The sequence below is a fragment of the Sphingomonas sp. Leaf62 genome (genome assembly GCF_001421915.1).
Taxonomy (GTDB): Bacteria; Pseudomonadota; Alphaproteobacteria; order Sphingomonadales; family Sphingomonadaceae; genus Sphingomonas.
Window position 1 is genome coordinate 152,847 of the sequence record NZ_LMLN01000013.1, and the last position, 17,267, is coordinate 170,113.

The following is a 17,267-nucleotide window of genomic DNA, read 5'->3' on the forward strand; positions in this document are numbered from 1 at the left end:
CATCTGGCCTCGGCACGACCCACCTGTCAGAAGCGAACCATGGGCAATCATCATCACGACCATGGCGATCATTCCGGGCACGGCCATCACCAGCACGGGCATCACGGACATTCGCACGCACCGGCCGACTTCGGCCGCGCCTTCGCGATCGGAACGCTGCTCAACATCGGCTTCGTTCTGATCGAAGGGGCGGCGGGTTTCTGGTTCGATTCGATGGCACTGCTTGCCGATGCCGGGCACAATCTGTCGGACGTGCTGGGGCTGCTGATCGCGTGGGGCGGGGTCGAACTGGCCAAGCGACCGGCGTCGAGGCGGTTCACCTATGGCCTTGGCGCGTCCACGATCCTTGCCGCACTCGCCAACGCGCTGGTGCTGCTGATCGCGGTCGGGGCGATCCTGCTCGAAACGATCCAGCGGCTGGGCAATCCGCGCCCGATCGATGGCTGGCCGGTCGTCTGGGTCGCGCTGACCGGGATCGTCGTCAACCTTGCCACGGCGCTGCTGTTCGCGCGCGGGCGGCATGGCGACGTCAATATCCGGGGCGCGTATCTACACATGGCGGCCGATGCAGCGGTGTCGGCGGGGGTGGTGATCGCCGGGCTGGCGATCCTGTGGACCGGGGCGGGATGGATCGATCCGGTCGTCAGTCTCGCGGTCGTCGCGATCATCCTGATCGGGACGTGGAGTCTGCTGAGCGAATCGCTGCTCCTCGCGCTACAGGCGGTGCCGCGCGGGATCGATGCGGTTGCGGTCGAGGCGCTGCTGGCCGGGCTGCCCGGCGTGGCGCGGGTGCACGACCTGCACATCTGGCCGATGAGCACGACCGAAACCGCGCTGACCGCGCATCTGGTGATGCCGCAGGGGCATCCGGGGGACGCGTTCCTGACCGACCTGTCGGGACGGCTGGAGCAGGCGTTCGGCATCGGCCATGCGACCGTGCAGGTCGAGGCTGGCGACGATTGCGCGCTGATCCACGCGCATTGAAGGCTATGGTCTGCGCCGCATAAGCGTATCCCCGCGCAGGCGGGGATACGATTTCCCCCTAGTGAAACTTACCGTGCCACCGAGACGCGATAGACCATGCGGTGGTGGTACGGCTTGCCCGGTTCGACCCGTGCCGATCCGAACGCCGGCTGGTTCGGCGTATCAGGGAATTTCTGCGGTTCGAGGGCGATGCCGTCGCCCATGCGATAGACATGACGGTTCTTGCCGATCAGCGTCCCGACGATGAAATTGCCCGAATAGAATTGCACGCCCGGTTCGGTCGTCAGCACTTCGAGCACGCGGCCCGACGCCGGATCTTCGAGGCGCGCGGCGAGCTTGGGTTCGCGGGTGATCCCGGCGTCGAGCACGAAATTATGGTCATAGCCGCGCCCGGCGACGATCTGCGGATCGCGGCCGTCGCGGACATCCTGTCCGACGATCCGCCCGCGGGTGAAGTCGAACACCGTGCCCGCGACCGGGCGACGTTCGCCGGTCGGGATCAGCGCGTCGTTGACCGGGGTATAGCGGCTGGCCGGGATGGTCAGCTTGTGAGCCATCGTGCCCAGCGCACTGCCCTCGCCGCCCATGTCGAACAGCGCGTGGTTGGTCAGGTTGACGATCGTCGGCGCATCGCTCTTCGCATCGAAATCGATGGTCAGCGCGCCCTTGTCGTCGAGCGCATAGGTCACCGTCACGTCGAGTGTGCCGGGATAGCCCTGATCCCCCGCCGGGCTGTTCAGCGTCATCGTCACCGACGCGCTCGGGCCGTCCTTGACCGCCACGATCCGCCACACCCGCTTGTCGAAGCCGTCCGTGCCGCCGTGCAGCGAATTGGCCTTGTCATTCTGGGTCAGCTGATACGCCTTGCCGTCGAGCGTGAACTTGCCGCCGGCGATGCGGTTGGCATAGCGGCCGATGGTCTGGCCCCAGTAATTGGGCGCGGTGACATAGCTGGCGGCATCGTCATAGCCGAGCGTGACGTCGGCGACCTTGCCCTTGCGATCGGGAGCGTTGAGCGCCTGCAACGTCGCGCCCAGCGTCATGATCCGGGCACTCACGCCGTTGCTGCCGGTCAGCGTCACCACCTCGACCGCGGTACCGTCGGGCAACTTGCCGAAGCTCGACCGTTTGGCCGTCGCCGCGTTGGCGGTGCCTGCACACCACAGCGTCGCTACCGCCAACGCACTGACCGAAATCGCCTTTTTCATCGTCACCCTCCCAAAGCCACCGGCGGGGCTATCGCGCCGCGTCCGGTTCATCGGGAGGGGTATAGTCAGACAATAACGGCTTGTTCAAGCGGGGAGCGGGTCAACGCTCAGCCGTCGCCAAGGCGCTCGATATCGGCACCCACCGCCTGCAGTTTTTCCTCAAGCCGCTCATAGCCGCGATCGAGGTGATAGACGCGGCTGACCGACGTCTCACCCTCCGCCGCAAGCCCGGCGATGATGAGGCTCATCGACGCGCGCAGGTCGGTCGCCATTACCGGCGCACCGACCAGCCCGGCGACCCCGCGCACCACCGCCGATCGGCCGGTGACGGTGATGTCCGCGCCCATCCGCGCCAGTTCGGGCACGTGCATATAGCGGTTTTCGAAGATCGTCTCGGTCAGCACGCTGGCACCGTCGGCGCGCGCCAGCAGCGCCATGAACTGCGCCTGCATGTCGGTGGCGAACCCCGGATAGGGTGCGGTCGACAGGTTGATCGGGCGGATGTCGCCGCTCGCCTCGACGAACAGCGAGGTCGCTTCCTCGCGCACCGCCACGCCCGCCTCGACCAGCGCGTCGATCGTCGCGCACATGTCGCTGGCGACGACATTGGCCAGCTCGACCGCGCCACCGGTGATCGCGGCGGCACAGGCATAGCTGCCCGCTTCGATCCGGTCGGGCATCACCGCATAGGTCGCGCCATGCAGCTTGTCGCGCCCTTCGATGGTCAGCGTGTCGCTGCCAATGCCGTCGATGCTCGCCCCCATCGCGACGAGGCAGCGGCACAGATCGACGATCTCCGGCTCGCGCGCCGCGTTTTCGAGGACGCTGGTGCCCTTCGCCAGTACCGCCGCCATCACCGCATTCTCGGTCGCGCCGACCGACACCACCGGGAAACGATAGCGTCCGCCCGGCAACCGCCCCCCGGGCGCGGTCGCCTTCACATATCCCGCCGCCAGCTCGATCTCGGCACCCAATGCCTCCAGCGCCTTCAGATGCAGGTCGATCGGACGGTTGCCGATCGCGCAGCCGCCGGGCAGCGACACCGTCGCCTCACCGGCGCGCGCGACCAGCGGCCCCAGCACGAGGATCGACGCACGCATCTTGCGGACGATGTCATAGGGCGCGACCGTCGACGTCAACCGCTGGCCACGCAGCGTCATCACCCGGCCGAATTCGCTGGGATGCGATCCCTCGATCGTGGTCGACACGCCGAACTGGTTGAGCAGATGGCCGAAGCTGTCGACGTCGGCCAGCCGCGGCAGATTGCGCAGCGTCAGCGGTTCCTCGGTCAGCAGCGCGCACGGCAACAGGGTGAGCGCGGCGTTCTTTGCCCCGGAAATGACGATGCGGCCGGACAGGCGATTGCCGCCGCGAATGACGATACGATCCATGGGGCAGCTTCTAGTGTGTCGCAACACACAAGCAAGAGGCCTGCAATCCTCCCCGGCACGGGGAGGATTTCAGGTCGGACGATGGGCGACGTACGCGGTGCGCAGACCAGCGACGAAACCCAGTTCTTCGTAGAAGCGATGCACTCGCGGATCGGGGAGGCCGCTTTGCAGCAGGACATGGTGGCAGCCGGCTTCCCAAAGCCGAGCGCACCAGATTAGCGCACGACGGCCCGACCATGGCCCTTGCCCTGTCGGTCGGGATGGGTCGCAACGTTTTCGAGAAAACCGTGCCGCCTGCCGCCGCGCAGCAGATTGGGCGCTGTAATCAATGTTGCGGATGCCACGATCGAAGAATCGACGGTCGCCACTGCGACATGCGTCGCTTTCGATGCCAGTAATTCGACCCAACGGGCATCGCGCCGGTCGACGTCGGCAGCATCGCTGAACCCTACCGCGGCATAGAAGGCAATTAGTGCAGAGAGATCGCCGCCTTCCGCCAACCGGACGTCGCGATCGTTAGCCTCAGGCCTTTTCCAGCGTGCATTGCAGCGGGTGCTGGTTCTGGCGGGCGAAGTCCATCACCTGCGCCACCTTCGTCTCCGCGACTTCATAGGTGAAGACACCGCACACGCCCACGCCGCGCTGGTGGACGTGCAGCATCACCCGCGTCGCTTCTTCCATGCTCATGCGGAAGAAGCGTTGCAGGCACAGGACGACGAATTCCATCGGCGTGTAATCGTCGTTCAGCATCAGCACGCGGTAGGGCGTAGGCTTCTTGACGCGGGTTTGGGTGGCGACGCCGAGACCGGTCGAGCGGTCGTCGTCATGGTCGCGGTCGTCGCCGGCCATCTGGATGCAAAGCTGTCGAGACATGTCGCCACAAAATATGGCATGCGGGCCGGACAGGGCAAGGGGGTGCGTGGTCATATGCGCCGATTTGGAAATGACAAAAGGGGCGACCGCTCGCGCGACCGCCCCCTTCGTTAGTCCGTAAAGGTAACCGACCGCTTACGCGGTGGTCTTCACCTTGTCGGCGGCGACCGCAACGCGGTTGCTGATCGGCTGCGCGGCGTCGCCGGCCAGCTTGATCATCATTTCGGTGGTCTTCGACGCTTCGGCAACGAACGAGTCGAACGACTGGCGGACGAAATCCGACTGCAGCTTCATGAACTCGGCCGGCGACTTCACGGTCGCAAGCGTCTTGGCGGTCGAGGTCGCGTGTTCGAACGACTTGCGACCGAAGTCGGCCATTTCCTGACCCAGGGTTTCGAGGCCCTTGGCGGCGATGCGGCTGGCTTCGACCATCGCTTCGATGTTGCCCTTGGCCATCTCGTTCATTTCTTCAAAGCCCTTGGCGCCCTTTTCCATGGCGGCCTTGGTCTTCTCGTTCATGTCGGTCATCATGGTCTGCGCCTTGTTGGCGGCATTCTGGGCGGTGGCGGTCGCTTCGTTGGTGACGTCCATGGTCTTTTCCTCGACTTGTGCGGTTACGGTCTCGACCGCCGCGGTGGTTTCCTCGGCCAGGACCGTGCTGGTCTCGACCGCGGTTTCGACGACTTCCACGACCGGCTCGACCGGCGGCGTCGGAATGACGGCGGCGGCGGTTTCGGCCTTGAAAGGCAATTCGACGGGAGCCGGCTTGGGCGCTGCCACGAACGGCACGGGCGGAATTTCCGCCTGCTCGGGTTCGACGGGCGGCACGACCGGTTCCGACGCGGCAGCCTCGACAGGCGCGACGGCGGCCGGTCGGGTGGATCGGGAAATGGCAGGCTTGCGCGTGCCGGTCTTCGGACCTCTGATGGCCACTCGGACATCCTCCATCTGATTACTGCTGCGGCGCATCACCTAATCGATCGTCGTGACGCTTTCAAGACGATTTTGTTGCACCGCAACATAAATATACAGATAGAAAAATCAAATGTTCTTATCGGGTTCGGACATATTCTCCCGGCGCGTCGCCCAATGCTGCTGCACTGCCGCCACCGGGAATGCGCGCCCCGGTCGCCGGCACGACATCGCCGTCCGCCGCCGCAATCCATTGCCGCCAGTCCGGCCACCAGCTGCCCTTGGTCTCCTTCGCCCCCGCGACGAAGGCGGCGAGCGAGTCGGCCGGTTCGTCGTTGGTCCAATATTGATATTTGCCAGCGGACGGCGGGTTCACGACACCGGCGATATGCCCCGATCCCGCCAGCACGAACCGCAACGGCCCGGCAAAATGCTCGGTCACCTTCCACACGCTTTCGGGCGGGGCGATATGATCCTCGCGCCCTGCCTGGATATAGGACGGGGTCTTGATCGTCGTCAGGTCGATCGGCGTGCCGTCGACCGTCATCGACCCCGCCTGCACCAGCCGGTTGTCGCGGTACAGGTCGGTCAGATACCCCAGATGCCAGTTCGCCGGCAGGTTGGTGACGTCGGCGTTCCAGTGCAGCAGGTCGAACGGCGCATAATCGTTGCCGAGCAGATAGTTGTTGGTGACGTAGTTCCAGATCAGGTCGCGCCCGCGCAGCAGGTTGAACGTTGCAGCCATGTATCGCCCGTCGAGATAGCCGTCCTTGCCGACCTGCCGGATCATCTTCAGTTGCTCGTCATCGACGAACAGCGACAATTCGCCGGCCTGGCTGAAATCGACTTGCGCGGTGAAGAAGGTGGCGGTGGCGACCTTCGCCGCCTCGCCGCGCGCCTCCAGCAACGCCAGCGTCGCCGCCAGCGTGGTGCCGGCCACGCAATAGCCGATGGTATGCACCGATTCGACACCCAGCGCCGCGCGCACCGTATCGATCGCATCGATCTGCCCGCGCACGACATAATCGTCCCACGTCACGTCCTTCATCGACGCATCGGCCGACTTCCACGACACGACGAACACGCTCAAGCCCTGCTCGACCGCCCAGCGGATGAAGCTTTTTTCCGGCGTCAGGTCGAGGATGTAGAAACGGTTGATCCATGGCGGGAAGATCAGCAGCGGGATCGCTCCGACCTTTTCGGTGGTCGGCGCATAGTGGATCAGTTCGTAGAGCGGCGTGCGCTTGATGACCTTGCCCGGTGTCATCGCGACGTTGCGGCCCAGCTCGAACGCGCTGGTATCGCTCTGCGTCATCTGCCCCCTGGCCATGTCGGCCAGCATGTTCTGCATACCCTTGAGCAGGTTCTCGCCGCGCGTCTCGATGATCTTCTCGACGACCAGCGGGTTGGTCGTGGGGAAGTTGGTCGGGCTCATCGCGTCGATCAGCCCGCGCGTGGCGAAGCGGAGCTGCTCCTTCTGCTTGGCGTCGACGCCGTCGATCGCGTCGACACCTTTCAGCATGTGGTCGGCGATCAGGAAATAGCTCTGGCGGATGAACGCGAACACCGGGTCGTCATGCCATTGCTTGGCCTTGAACCGCTTGTCGCGGGCGCGTTCGGGCGATTCGTCGACCGGCGTCGCGTTGGCGGGGTCGAGGAAGCGCTGCCACAGCTTCATCGTATCGGTCCAGAAATCGGTCTGCACCTTCAGCATCCCGGTCGGGTCGGGCAAGGCGGGCACGCGCTCCATCAGGTCGATGCCCTGTTCGAGCATCATCTGCTGCGCACGGCCGAGCATCTGCGTCCAGTGCTGCAACTCCTCGAGCGACATGGTCGGCAGGGCCGGATCGGCCGTTCCGGTCGGCTTCTCGGTCGATTCGGTCATTTTCCTCTCCATGGCGGCCCGGGCGCTCTACCGGTTAGCGGCTTCGTAGCGTAAGGACGCACCCGAAAGGAACGAGAATGTCCGACGAATTCTACCGCATGAAACGCCTGCCCCCCTATGTCATTGCGGAAGTAAACGCGATGCGGGCGGCGGCGCGTGCCGGTGGCGAAGACATTATCGACCTCGGCATGGGCAACCCCGATCTGCCCCCGCCTGACCACGTCATCGAAAAGCTGGTCGAGGTCGCGCGCAAGCCATCGGCGCACGGCTATTCGCAGTCGCGCGGCATTCCGGGCCTGCGCCGGGCGCAGGCGAATTATTACGGTCGCCGTTTCGGCGTCGATGTCGATCCCGACAGCGAAGTCGTGGTGACGATGGGGTCGAAAGAGGGTCTCGCCAGCCTCGCCACCGCGATCACCGCGCCGGGCGACGTGATCCTCGCGCCCAATCCCAGCTACCCGATCCATATGTTCGGCTTCATCATCGCGGGGGCGACGATCCGCGCCGTGCCGACCACGCCCGACGAACATTATTTCGAAAGCCTCGAACGCGCGATGGCATTCACCGTGCCGCGCCCCAGCGTGCTGGTGATGGGATACCCGTCGAACCCGACCGCCGAGGTCGTCGACCTCGCCTTCTACGAACGCGTCGTCGCCTTCGCGAAGGAACATGGCCTGTGGATCATCTCCGACCTCGCCTATTCCGAACTCTATTATGACGGCTGCCCGACCCCCTCGATCCTGCAGGTCAAGGGTGCGAAGGACGTCGCGATCGAATTCACCTCGCTCAGCAAGACCTATTCGATGGCCGGCTGGCGGATGGGCTTCGGTGTGGGCAACAAGAAGCTGATCGCGGCGATGACCCGGGTGAAGTCCTATCTCGACTACGGCGCCTTCACCCCGATCCAGGCGGCGGCCTGCGCGGCGCTGAACGGTCCGCAGGATATCGTCGAGAAGAACCGCCAGCTGTATCACAAGCGCCGCGACGTACTGGTCGAAAGCTTCGGCCGCGCCGGCTGGGACATCCCCTCCCCGCGCGCGTCGATGTTCGCGTGGGCACCGCTACCGCCGGCGCTGGCGCATCTGGGATCGCTGGAATTCGCCAAGCAGCTGCTGACCGAGGCCAAGGTCGCGGTCGCGCCGGGCGTCGGCTATGGCGAGAATGGCGAAGGCTATGTCCGCATCGCCATGGTCGAGAACGAACAGCGGTTGCGACAGGCGGCACGCAACGTGAAGAAGTATCTCCAGTCGATGGGGGTGAATACGCCGGCTGGACGCAACGCTGGGTAACTCCCGCATCGTCATTCCGCGCAGGCGGGAATCCATAGACGCAACGTCGGCAAGTCGTTCGCTGGCCTCAACGCATATGGGTTCCTGCCTGCGCGGGAATGACGAGGAAGACGGCGGAACCCCGCTGCTCGTTCCCCGCTATACACCCACCCCTGCCGGAGCGCACCAATGAACGACCTGCCGATCGAACTCACCCTGCTCGGCTGGTCGGTCGTGCTGCTGACCATCGCGATCCTGCTGCAAGGCCAGTTCGCGACGAAGGAACGTGGCACCCAATGGAATGCCGGCCCCCGCGACGGTGACAATGCGCCCAAGGGCGTCATTTCGGGCCGCGCGCAGCGTGCCCTCGACAATCTCAAGGAAAGCTATCCCGCCTTCATCGGCCTTGCGCTCGCGCTGGCGGTCAGCGGCCGTACCGGCGGGTTGGGCGCGACGGGGGCGATCCTGTGGTTCGTGGCGCGCATCATCTATCACCCGCTCTACCTATTCGGCGTGCCCTATCTGCGCAGCATGGCGTGGATCGTGTCGATGCTAGGGCTGTTGCTGATGCTCATCCGGCTGCTGTGAAAAGCGCCACTTCTTCCGTCAGAACATAATCTCGCTACGCCGCTGCGATCGATTGCCGCAGCTTCGCGCCGTGCCGCGATCACCCGCGGTTGGAGCGTCGGCGTCATGTTCGTGTTCAAGGGTCTCGAAAGCCATCCGCGCAGCTTCGTGAAGGCGGTGTCGTGGCGGACGGTCGGATCGATCGACACCTTCCTGCTGGGACTGTTATTCTCCGGCTCGGCGAAGCTGGCCGGGGCGATCGCCGGAACCGAAGTGCTGACCAAGATCACGCTGTTCTATTTCCACGAACGCGCATGGTCGCTGGTCCGCTGGGGCCATCGCGCCGATCCCGCCGCGACCACCGACGCCACGACCCTGCCGACGAGCTGACGACCGGCCAGGCCGGTCAGTCGCGAACGACGTCTTCCTCAAGCGACCAGATCAGATCGCCCTTGCCCAGCACCCGCCCGTCATGGCTGCACACCGCGACCGGCTGCACCGGGCGACGGTCGCGGGCATCGACCAGTACCGGCGTCGCCGCCACGCCGGTTTCCCACCGCTCGCCCCATTGCCGCAGCGCGACCATGGTCGGTTGCAGCGCATAGCCCTTTTCGGTCAGGCGATAGTCGATCTTGCGACGATCGCTCTCGACCGCGCGCCGTTCGAGGATGCCGTGTCCGACCAGCCGCGACAGCCGATTGGCAAGGATGTTTCGGGCGATGCCGAGTTCCGACTGGAACTCCTCGAAATGCGACAGCCCGTTGAACGATGCGCGCAGGATCAGGAACGACCAGCGTTCGCCCATCGCCTCCAGCGCGGCGGGCAGGCTGCACTGATCGGCAAGGTCGCGTAGCGGTTCTCGAAGGACGGTCATCATCCGCTTCGATTCTAGCGCATGGTGGCGGGCAAAGGAATAGCACTTCTTTCGCGCCCGCAGCAAACATCGCAACTTGCAACTTACATTCATGTAGATTAGGCGCGGGACACCGTAATCTCTAGATGGAGCTGTTGCCCGTGAAGATGTTCGCCCTGCTGACCGCCGCTGTGCTGACCCTGCCCTTCGCCGCCGCAGCACAGCCGAACCGCGGCTACAGCGCCGTGCCCGCGACCGCGCCGGCCGTCGACACGATCCTGACCCGCAGCACGTTATGGAAGTGCACTGCCGAGCGTTGCGCCACCCCGCGCGCCGAAGGCAGTCACCTGACCATGTGCCAGCTCGCCGCCGCGCAGCTCGGCCCGATCGCCGCCTTCACCGCCAACGGCACCGCATTTCCCCCCGAACAACTCGCAAAGTGCAACATCCGCGCCAAAGGTGCCTGATCGACGCGAAAACGGTTGCAAAGCCGCCCCGGCCCGCTCCATCTAGGTCGCATGCTGCGGCAGTATGAATTGGTGGAGCGGGTCAAGACCTACGATCCGGATGCGGACGAGGCGCTGCTGAACCGCGCCTATGTCTTTTCGATGCACGCGCATGGCAGCCAGAAGCGGGCCTCGGGCGACCCGTATTTCAGCCACCCGATCGAGGTGGCCGGCATCCTGACCGACCTGCACCTCGATGACGAGACGATCGCGACCGCGATCCTGCACGACACGGTCGAGGACACCGTGGCGACGCACGAGGAAATCCAGGCCAAGTTCGGCGAGAACGTCGCGCGACTGGTCGAGGGCGTGACCAAGCTCAGCAAGATCGAGGCGCAGACCGAGAACGAGCGCGCCGCCGAGAATCTGCGCAAGTTCCTGTTGGCGATGTCCGACGACATCCGCGTGCTGCTGGTGAAGCTGGCCGACCGGCTGCACAACATGCGCACACTCCATCACATCGCGAAGCCCGAGAAGCGCAAGCGGATCGCACGCGAGACGATGGACATCTATGCCCCGCTCGCCGAGCGGATCGGCATGTACGAGTTCATGAACGAGATGCAGACGCTGGCATTTCGCGAGATCGAACCCGAAGCGTATGAATCGATCACCCGCCGCCTCGAACAACTGGAAGAAGGCGGCGGCGACCGCGTCGCCAAGATCGGCGGCGACCTGAAGACGATGCTCGACCGCCACGGCATCACCGCCGAAGTGTCGGGCCGGCGCAAGCATCCCTATTCGATCTGGCGCAAGATGTCGGAACGGCACGTCACGCTCGAACAACTGTCGGACATCGTCGCGTTCCGCGCGATCGTCGACAGCGAAGAGGAATGCTACCGGGCGCTCGGCATCATCCATCGGCGGTGGCCGATGGTGCCGGGACGGTTCAAGGATTATATCTCGACGCCCAAGCGCAACGGCTATCGTTCGCTGCACACCGCCGTCATCCATGCCGAAAACATGCGGATCGAGGTGCAGATCCGCACCCGCGAGATGCATGCGCAGGCCGAATTCGGTCTGGCGGCGCACTGGGCGTACAAGCAGGACGCGGTGCGCCCCGATACGCAGGTCCGCTGGATCCGCGACCTCGTCGAAATCCTCGACAATGCCGAGAGTCCCGAGGAACTGCTCGAACATACCCGCATGGCGATGTATGCCGACCGCATCTTCGCCTTCACGCCCAAGGGCGAACTGCATCAGTTGCCGAAAGGTGCCACGCCGATCGACTTCGCCTATGCGGTGCATACCGATCTCGGCGATCAGGCGGTGGGCGCGAAGGTCAATGGCGGCGTCGTGCCGCTTCGCACCGAATTGAAGAACGGCGATCAGGTCCAGATCCTGCGGTCGAAGGCGCAGCGTCCGCAGGCGAACTGGTTGAACTTCGCCATCACCGGCAAGGCCCGCGCCGCGATCCGCCGCTATATCCGCCTGCGTGAACGCGACGAGACGGCGGCGCTGGGCAAGCGGCTGTATCAGGAACTGATCGCGCGCCTGCCGGTCCCGCCCGGCATCGACGCGCTGGCGGAAGGGCTGAAGCGGCTGAAGATCGCCGACGAAGCGACGCTGTTCGAAGGGCTGGCGCATGGCAAGCTGACCGACGAAGCGGTGATGGAGGCGGTCATGCCCGGGGCCATTGCCGACCCGAAGATCGAACCGATCCCGGCGCAGCGCGCCCCGATCGAGATCAAGGGATTGACCGCCGGCGTCGGCTACGACCTCGCCACCTGCTGCCACCCGGTGCCAGGCGACCGCATCATCGGCATCCGCCGCGGTGATGGCCGGTTCGAGGTGCATGAAATCGGCTGCGAGACGATCGAGGCGATCGACCCGCATCACTGGATCGATCTGACCTGGGGCGACAATGCCGAAGGTGCCACCGCGCGCATCGCGGTGACGCTGAAGAACGAACCCGGCGCGCTGGGTGCAGTGGCGACCGTCATCGGCGGCCACCGGGCGAACATCCTCGGGCTACGGCTCGATAATCGCGACACGACCTTCCACACCAACACCATCGACGTCGAGGTCCGCGACGCCGCACATCTGATGAAGCTGCTCGCCGGCCTGCGCGCGGCCGATGCGGTGAACAAGGCGGAACGCGGCTAACCCCAAATCCTATTCCTCCCCGGCACGGGGAGGGAGACCAGCGCAGCTGGTGGAGGGGGGGGGCTGCTCCACTACGGTCGTGCTTCGTCGACAACTCCCTCCACCATCCGCTGCGCGGACGGCCCCCCTCCCCGTATCGGGGAGGAACTGCACCGTCCCCCTTGCCTCCCCCGCCCCCAATCCCCAAAGCACAGCCATGGCACAGGAATCCCCGCTCGACCGGTTTCGTGACGTCCTGCGCGGCACGTCGCGCGCGATTGCCGACGAACCCGAGGTCGAACTGGCCTTCACCGCCGACGCGCCGACCGCGTCGGGCAAGCATATCAAGGTGCCGATGCCCGCCCGCGCGCTGCCCGCCGATCAGGTGGCCGAGGCGCGCGGCCATGCCGACGGCTTCGCGCTGCGTATGCGCCATCACAATGCCGCGCTCCACGCCCGTACCGCACCCGGCGATGCGGTCGCGCGTGCCGTCTATGACGCGGTCGAACAGGCGCGGATCGATGCGCTGGGGTCGGCCGGGTATGACGGCATCGCCGACAATCTCGACCATGCGCTCACCATGCGCATGCGCTCCGACCCGATCACCCGCGCCCGCACCCGCGCCGAAGTGCCGCTGTCGACTGCGGTGCAGATGCTGGTGCGCGAACGGCTGACCGGCCGTGCCCCGCCCGCCGCCGCCGCACCGGGCATGGCGCTCATCACCGACTGGATCGAGCAGCGCGCCGGTGCGCAGCTCGACAGCCTCGCCGGACTGGTCGCCGATCAGGCCGCCTTCGCGCGCGGCATCACCCGCCTGCTAGAGGACCTCGAACTGGTCGAGGGCGAGATCGAACCCGAACAGGCCGATGACGGCGGCGACGATTCGGAAGGGGAAGACGAACAGACCCCCGAGAACGACGGTGACGATTCGGGCGAACAGCAGGGCGGCGAAGGTCAGGTCGAGGCGCGCGGCGAGGATCGCAGCGACGAACAGTCCGATGGTCAGTCCGACGACCTGTCGGAGGACATCGACGCCGAAGGCGACGACATGGCCGATGGCGAGGACGAAGGCGGCATGATGCCGGTCCGCCCGAACCGCCCCTTTGCCGACCTGAACGCGCAATTCGAATATCGTGCCTTCACCACCAAATATGACGAAGTGATCGCCGCGACCGAATTGTGCGAGGCCGACGAACTCGAACGGCTGCGCGCCTATCTCGATCAGCAGCTGGTGCAGTTGCAGGGGGTCGTGACCAAACTCGCCAACCGGCTGCAACGCCGGTTGATGGCGCAACAGTCGCGGTCGTGGGACTTCGATCAGGAGGAAGGGATGCTCGACGCCGCGCGGCTGGCGCGCGTCGTCATCAACCCCGCCCAGTCGCTCAGCTACAAGATCGAACGCGATACCGAATTTCGCGATACCGTCGTCACCCTGCTGATCGACAATTCGGGATCGATGCGCGGCCGCCCGATCGGCATCGCCGCGATCAGCGCCGACATCCTTGCCCGGACGCTCGAACGCGTCGGGGTGAAGGTCGAGATTCTCGGCTTCACGACGCGCGCGTGGAAGGGCGGCCAGGCACGCGAATCGTGGCTCGTCGCCGGACGCCCGCCCCAGCCCGGTCGCCTCAACGACATTCGCCACATCGTCTACAAACAGGCCGACGAGCCATGGCGCCGTGCCAAGAAGTCGCTCGGGCTGATGATGCGCGAGGGGCTGCTGAAGGAAAATATCGACGGCGAGGCGCTGCTCTGGGCGCATGGCCGCCTGCTGGCGCGGCCAGAGGACCGCAAGGTGCTGATGGTCATTTCCGACGGCGCGCCGGTCGACGATTCGACGCTGTCGGTCAATTCGGGCAGCTATCTCGAACGGCATCTGCGCCAGGTGATCGCGTGGATCGAGGGCAAGTCGCCGGTCGAACTGGTCGCGATCGGCATCGGCCATGACGTGACCCGCTGGTATGCCCGCGCCGTCACGATCATGGATGCGGAACAACTTGCCGGAACGATGATCGAGCAGCTGGCGTCGCTCTTCGACACCCCATGAAGCCGACCGCCCCGCCCGGCGGCTTTCGCGGGCCGGTCAAGCGATCGATCACTATCGCCGGCCACGCGACCTCGATCAGCCTCGAACCCGGCTTCTGGACCGCGTTGGAGGCGGCGGCGACCCGAAGGTCGCTGCCGTTATCGGCGCTGGTTGCGGCGATCGACGCGGTGCGAATCGAGGGAGACGATCCACCCAACCTCGCGAGCGCGATCCGGTCTTGGTTGTTGGGGGAGGTTGGCGCTGGGTAAGGTTGTTTTCGCGCGAAGGCGCAAAGGACGCCAAGGGGTCGCGGACCCAGGGAGGTCGGCCGCGATAGCGGCCTCATCGCTTGTTGCAACGAGAGAGGGAGTCTTCCGCTCGCGGGCGATGGCCCAAAGCGCGACCCCTTTGCGCTCTTTGCGCCTTCGCGCGAACCAAATCTCTTCTTCTACTCCGCGCCTTCGCGCCTTCGCGTGAACCAGCCTTCTACTGCTGATCCGGCAAAATCGGAGACACGGTGACCTCACCCCGATCACCCGAACGATAGCCGAGACTCGCCCGCCCCTTCACCGGCCCGGCGACGTCGGCGACCAGATAGAGCGGCCGCCGCTTCGATTCGACGTAGAGCCGCCCGAGATATTCGCCGATCATCCCCAGCACGAACATCTGCACCGCGCCGAGGAACACGACGACCAGCATCGTCGACGTCCACCCCTGCACCGCGCTGCCCGACAGCCAGCCGATCGCGATATAGGCGAACAGCAGCAGCGACAGCGCGGTCAACACGAGCCCCAAATGGCTGGCGAGGCGCAGCGGCGCGGTCGAGAAACCAGTTACCGCGTCCAGCGCGAACCCGATCATCTTGCCCAGCGGATATTTGCTCTCGCCCGCGAGCCGTTCGTCGCGGTCATAGGGAAACGGCACCTGCCGGAACCCGACCCACGCCACCATGCCGCGGATGAAGCGCGCCTGTTCGGGCAGGCTCAGAAACGCGTCGAGCGCCCGCCGCGTCATCAACCGGAAATCGCCGGTATCGAGCGGGATCGGCGTATCGGTCACCCGGTCGAGCACGCGGTAGAAGGCGGCGGCGGTCAGTTTCTTGAAGAAGGTCTCGCCCTCGCGCTTGCGCCGCACCGCATAGACCACGTCGGCGCCCTCGGCCGCCATCGTTTCCAGCATCGGCCCGAGCAATTCGGGCGGGTCCTGCAGATCGGCATCGATGATGAGGATGCGTTCGCCCGCGCACAGGTCGAGCCCGGCGGTCAGCGCCAGCTGATGTCCGTGGTTGCGCGACAGGTTGATCGCGACCAGCCGCGGATCGGCCGCCGCCAGCCGTTCCATCACTGGCCAGCTTTGGTCGCGCGACCCGTCATTGACCAGGACGATCTCGTGATCGTCGCCGACAACCGCTTGCGCCGCCGCCGAAATGCGGGCGTGCAGCGTGTCGAGACAGGCGGCCTCGTTATAGCAGGGGACGACGACGGAGAGCGCGGGACGGATCATGGACGGCTGCGTTACTCCATGCGACGCGGTTGGAAAAGCCGGATGGCGATGCGGCCCGATCCCGGTTAGGATCAGGCGTCGATGGAGGAACGCCGATGCGCGTGTTGCTGCCCTTGCTGTTGCTCACCGCCGCCGCCACGCCGGCCGCGGCGCAAATCTGGGATGGGGGGCGCTCCGCGGTGCGCGAAGCACCGCCACCGCCGTCGGCAACGTCGCTGGTCGCGAGTGATCTGGGCGATATCAACCGGTCAATCCGCGACGGGCGGCGGCGTGGCGACCTGACCCGGGCCGAGGCCCGGGCGCTCATGATCCAGAGCGCTGTCATCGAGCGGCTGAATCGTCAGTATCGACAGGGCGGACCGATCGCGATGAACGCGCCGGCGCTCGCCGACCGTACGCTGGCGCTGCGCGGCGAGGTGGCAGCGGCACGCGCCCGTCCGAAATGAGCCGGGTTGCAATGTAGGACTTCGCTTGCGAGCCCGATCGCGCAAATGGCGGAGCGGAAGCGATGATCGAAGCGAGCGTAGGCGAGGACGGCACCAACCGCGCGGACGATGTGCGCGCCGTCCAGTGGCTGTTGCTGCGGATCGGTATCGATCCCGGGCCGGTCGACGGCCTCGCCGGGCCGCGCCTGATCGCCGCGATCCGCACCGCGCAGGTCCGGTTCGACATCGAAGCCGATGGCCGGATCGACCCCGGCGGGCGGACCATCGCCCGCCTGACCGGCGCGCGCGCGACATGGGACGGCGACAGCCGCAACTGGCCGCAGGAGCGCAAGCTCGCCAGCCTCCATCCCCGCTTTCGCGGCCGCATCGTCCGCGTCATCGACACGCTGCGGCGCGACGGTCTGCGCCCGACGATCGTCTATGGCTGGCGATCGGTCGCCGTCCAGCGGCGGTTGCTGCGCGAGGGGGTGACGCAGGTCGGCTTCAGTTTCCACAACGCGCAGACCCCCAACGGCCTGCCCGCCGCATGGGCCGCCGATCTGGTCGACGACCGCTGGTACTGGACCGAACCCGAATGCCATATCTTCTTCCGCGCGCTGGGCGCGGCGGGCAAGGCGGAGGGGCTGATCTGGGGCGGCGACTGGACGTTTCGCGACTGGGCCCACCTGCAGGGCCGGCGCAATGCCGAACTGGCGAGCGTCCGGCGCGAGAGCGGGCTGACGTAAAGCGTTACCGATTCTTCATCTCTGCGACGTAGCGTTCC

General features: G+C 65.7%; 18 protein-coding genes. 10 read left to right on the forward strand and 8 right to left on the reverse strand.

Going from position 1 to position 17,267, the window contains the following annotated elements; translation table 11 throughout:
* The first annotated feature begins 39 nt into the window (after nucleotides 1–39).
* Entirely contained in the window at nucleotides 40–984 is a 945-nt protein-coding gene (locus ASE91_RS08580) for a cation diffusion facilitator family transporter (RefSeq protein WP_056625007.1), read from the forward strand.
* Nucleotides 985–1,052: 68 nt separating this feature from the next.
* Here ASE91_RS08580 and ASE91_RS08585 read toward each other — a convergent pair whose 3' ends face one another.
* The 6 genes from ASE91_RS08585 to ASE91_RS08610 all read right to left on the reverse strand — a co-directional run bounded on the left by ASE91_RS08585 (nucleotide 1,053) and on the right by ASE91_RS08610 (nucleotide 7,253).
* A complete protein-coding gene (locus ASE91_RS08585) occupies nucleotides 1,053–2,192 on the reverse strand; it encodes an aldose epimerase family protein (RefSeq protein WP_056625009.1) in 1,140 nt (379 codons plus the stop codon).
* A 107-nt stretch (nucleotides 2,193–2,299) separates the two neighbouring features.
* Nucleotides 2,300–3,583 carry a UDP-N-acetylglucosamine 1-carboxyvinyltransferase gene (gene murA, locus ASE91_RS08590; RefSeq protein ID WP_056625012.1) on the reverse strand — a complete coding sequence of 428 codons (1,284 nt, stop codon included), beginning with the start codon at nucleotides 3,581–3,583 and terminating at the stop codon, nucleotides 2,300–2,302.
* A gap of 215 nt (nucleotides 3,584–3,798) precedes the next feature.
* Entirely contained in the window at nucleotides 3,799–4,083 is a 285-nt protein-coding gene (locus ASE91_RS08595; protein ID WP_056625015.1) for a GNAT family N-acetyltransferase, read from the reverse strand.
* 22 nt (nucleotides 4,084–4,105) lie between these two features.
* Nucleotides 4,106–4,456: an ATP-dependent Clp protease adapter ClpS gene (clpS, locus tag ASE91_RS08600; RefSeq protein ID WP_056002365.1), complete on the reverse strand. Its 351-nt coding sequence runs from the start codon at nucleotides 4,454–4,456 to the stop codon at nucleotides 4,106–4,108.
* Between the two features lie 135 nt (nucleotides 4,457–4,591).
* Nucleotides 4,592–5,389 carry a phasin family protein gene (locus ASE91_RS08605; RefSeq protein ID WP_056625225.1) on the reverse strand — a complete coding sequence of 266 codons (798 nt, stop codon included), beginning with the start codon at nucleotides 5,387–5,389 and terminating at the stop codon, nucleotides 4,592–4,594.
* Nucleotides 5,390–5,507: 118 nt separating this feature from the next.
* Complete coding sequence (locus tag ASE91_RS08610) at nucleotides 5,508–7,253, reverse strand: PHA/PHB synthase family protein (protein WP_056625018.1); 1,746 nt, start codon at nucleotides 7,251–7,253, stop codon at nucleotides 5,508–5,510.
* A gap of 77 nt (nucleotides 7,254–7,330) precedes the next feature.
* On the opposite strand from ASE91_RS08610, the gene ASE91_RS08615 reads away from it, so the two are divergent.
* The 3 genes from ASE91_RS08615 to ASE91_RS08625 all read left to right on the forward strand — a co-directional run bounded on the left by ASE91_RS08615 (nucleotide 7,331) and on the right by ASE91_RS08625 (nucleotide 9,478).
* Nucleotides 7,331–8,542, forward strand: coding sequence for an LL-diaminopimelate aminotransferase (locus ASE91_RS08615; protein ID WP_056002019.1), 1,212 nt, complete (start codon nucleotides 7,331–7,333; stop codon nucleotides 8,540–8,542).
* Nucleotides 8,543–8,710: 168 nt separating this feature from the next.
* A complete protein-coding gene (locus ASE91_RS08620; protein WP_056625021.1) occupies nucleotides 8,711–9,109 on the forward strand; it encodes an MAPEG family protein in 399 nt (132 codons plus the stop codon).
* A 105-nt stretch (nucleotides 9,110–9,214) separates the two neighbouring features.
* Nucleotides 9,215–9,478 carry a DUF2061 domain-containing protein gene (locus tag ASE91_RS08625; RefSeq protein WP_056002024.1) on the forward strand — a complete coding sequence of 88 codons (264 nt, stop codon included), beginning with the start codon at nucleotides 9,215–9,217 and terminating at the stop codon, nucleotides 9,476–9,478.
* Between the two features lie 16 nt (nucleotides 9,479–9,494).
* Here ASE91_RS08625 and ASE91_RS08630 read toward each other — a convergent pair whose 3' ends face one another.
* The gene (locus ASE91_RS08630; protein WP_443024529.1) at nucleotides 9,495–9,962 is read right to left on the reverse strand and encodes a winged helix-turn-helix transcriptional regulator; all 468 of its coding nucleotides are present in this window, start codon (nucleotides 9,960–9,962) and stop codon (nucleotides 9,495–9,497) included.
* 146 nt (nucleotides 9,963–10,108) lie between these two features.
* Between ASE91_RS08630 and ASE91_RS08635 the strand changes: the two genes are divergently transcribed.
* The 4 genes from ASE91_RS08635 (at nucleotide 10,109) to ASE91_RS08650 (ending at nucleotide 14,824) form a co-directional block, all read left to right on the forward strand.
* Nucleotides 10,109–10,408, forward strand: coding sequence for a CC_3452 family protein (locus ASE91_RS08635; protein ID WP_443024530.1), 300 nt, complete (start codon nucleotides 10,109–10,111; stop codon nucleotides 10,406–10,408).
* 51 nt (nucleotides 10,409–10,459) lie between these two features.
* Entirely contained in the window at nucleotides 10,460–12,550 is a 2,091-nt protein-coding gene (locus ASE91_RS08640; protein WP_056625031.1) for a RelA/SpoT family protein, read from the forward strand.
* A 196-nt stretch (nucleotides 12,551–12,746) separates the two neighbouring features.
* Nucleotides 12,747–14,576, forward strand: a complete 1,830-nt coding sequence (gene cobT, locus ASE91_RS08645) for a cobaltochelatase subunit CobT (RefSeq protein ID WP_056625034.1) — start codon at nucleotides 12,747–12,749, stop codon at nucleotides 14,574–14,576.
* On the forward strand, nucleotides 14,573–14,824 hold the full coding sequence (locus ASE91_RS08650) for a ribbon-helix-helix domain-containing protein (protein WP_056397994.1): 252 nt from the start codon (nucleotides 14,573–14,575) through the stop codon (nucleotides 14,822–14,824). Before cobT ends, ASE91_RS08650 begins: the two co-directional genes overlap by 4 nt.
* 217 nt (nucleotides 14,825–15,041) lie before the next feature.
* On the opposite strand, the gene ASE91_RS08655 is transcribed toward ASE91_RS08650, so the two are convergent.
* Nucleotides 15,042–16,058: a glycosyltransferase family 2 protein gene (locus tag ASE91_RS08655; RefSeq protein WP_056002043.1), complete on the reverse strand. Its 1,017-nt coding sequence runs from the start codon at nucleotides 16,056–16,058 to the stop codon at nucleotides 15,042–15,044.
* A 95-nt stretch (nucleotides 16,059–16,153) separates the two neighbouring features.
* Between ASE91_RS08655 and ASE91_RS08660 the strand changes: the two genes are divergently transcribed.
* Both ASE91_RS08660 and ASE91_RS08665 read left to right on the forward strand, forming a co-directional pair.
* Nucleotides 16,154–16,504: a hypothetical protein gene (locus ASE91_RS08660; protein WP_056625036.1), complete on the forward strand. Its 351-nt coding sequence runs from the start codon at nucleotides 16,154–16,156 to the stop codon at nucleotides 16,502–16,504.
* A 62-nt stretch (nucleotides 16,505–16,566) separates the two neighbouring features.
* Nucleotides 16,567–17,229: a peptidoglycan-binding protein gene (locus tag ASE91_RS08665; protein WP_056625038.1), complete on the forward strand. Its 663-nt coding sequence runs from the start codon at nucleotides 16,567–16,569 to the stop codon at nucleotides 17,227–17,229.
* The last annotated feature ends 38 nt before the right edge of the window (nucleotides 17,230–17,267 follow it).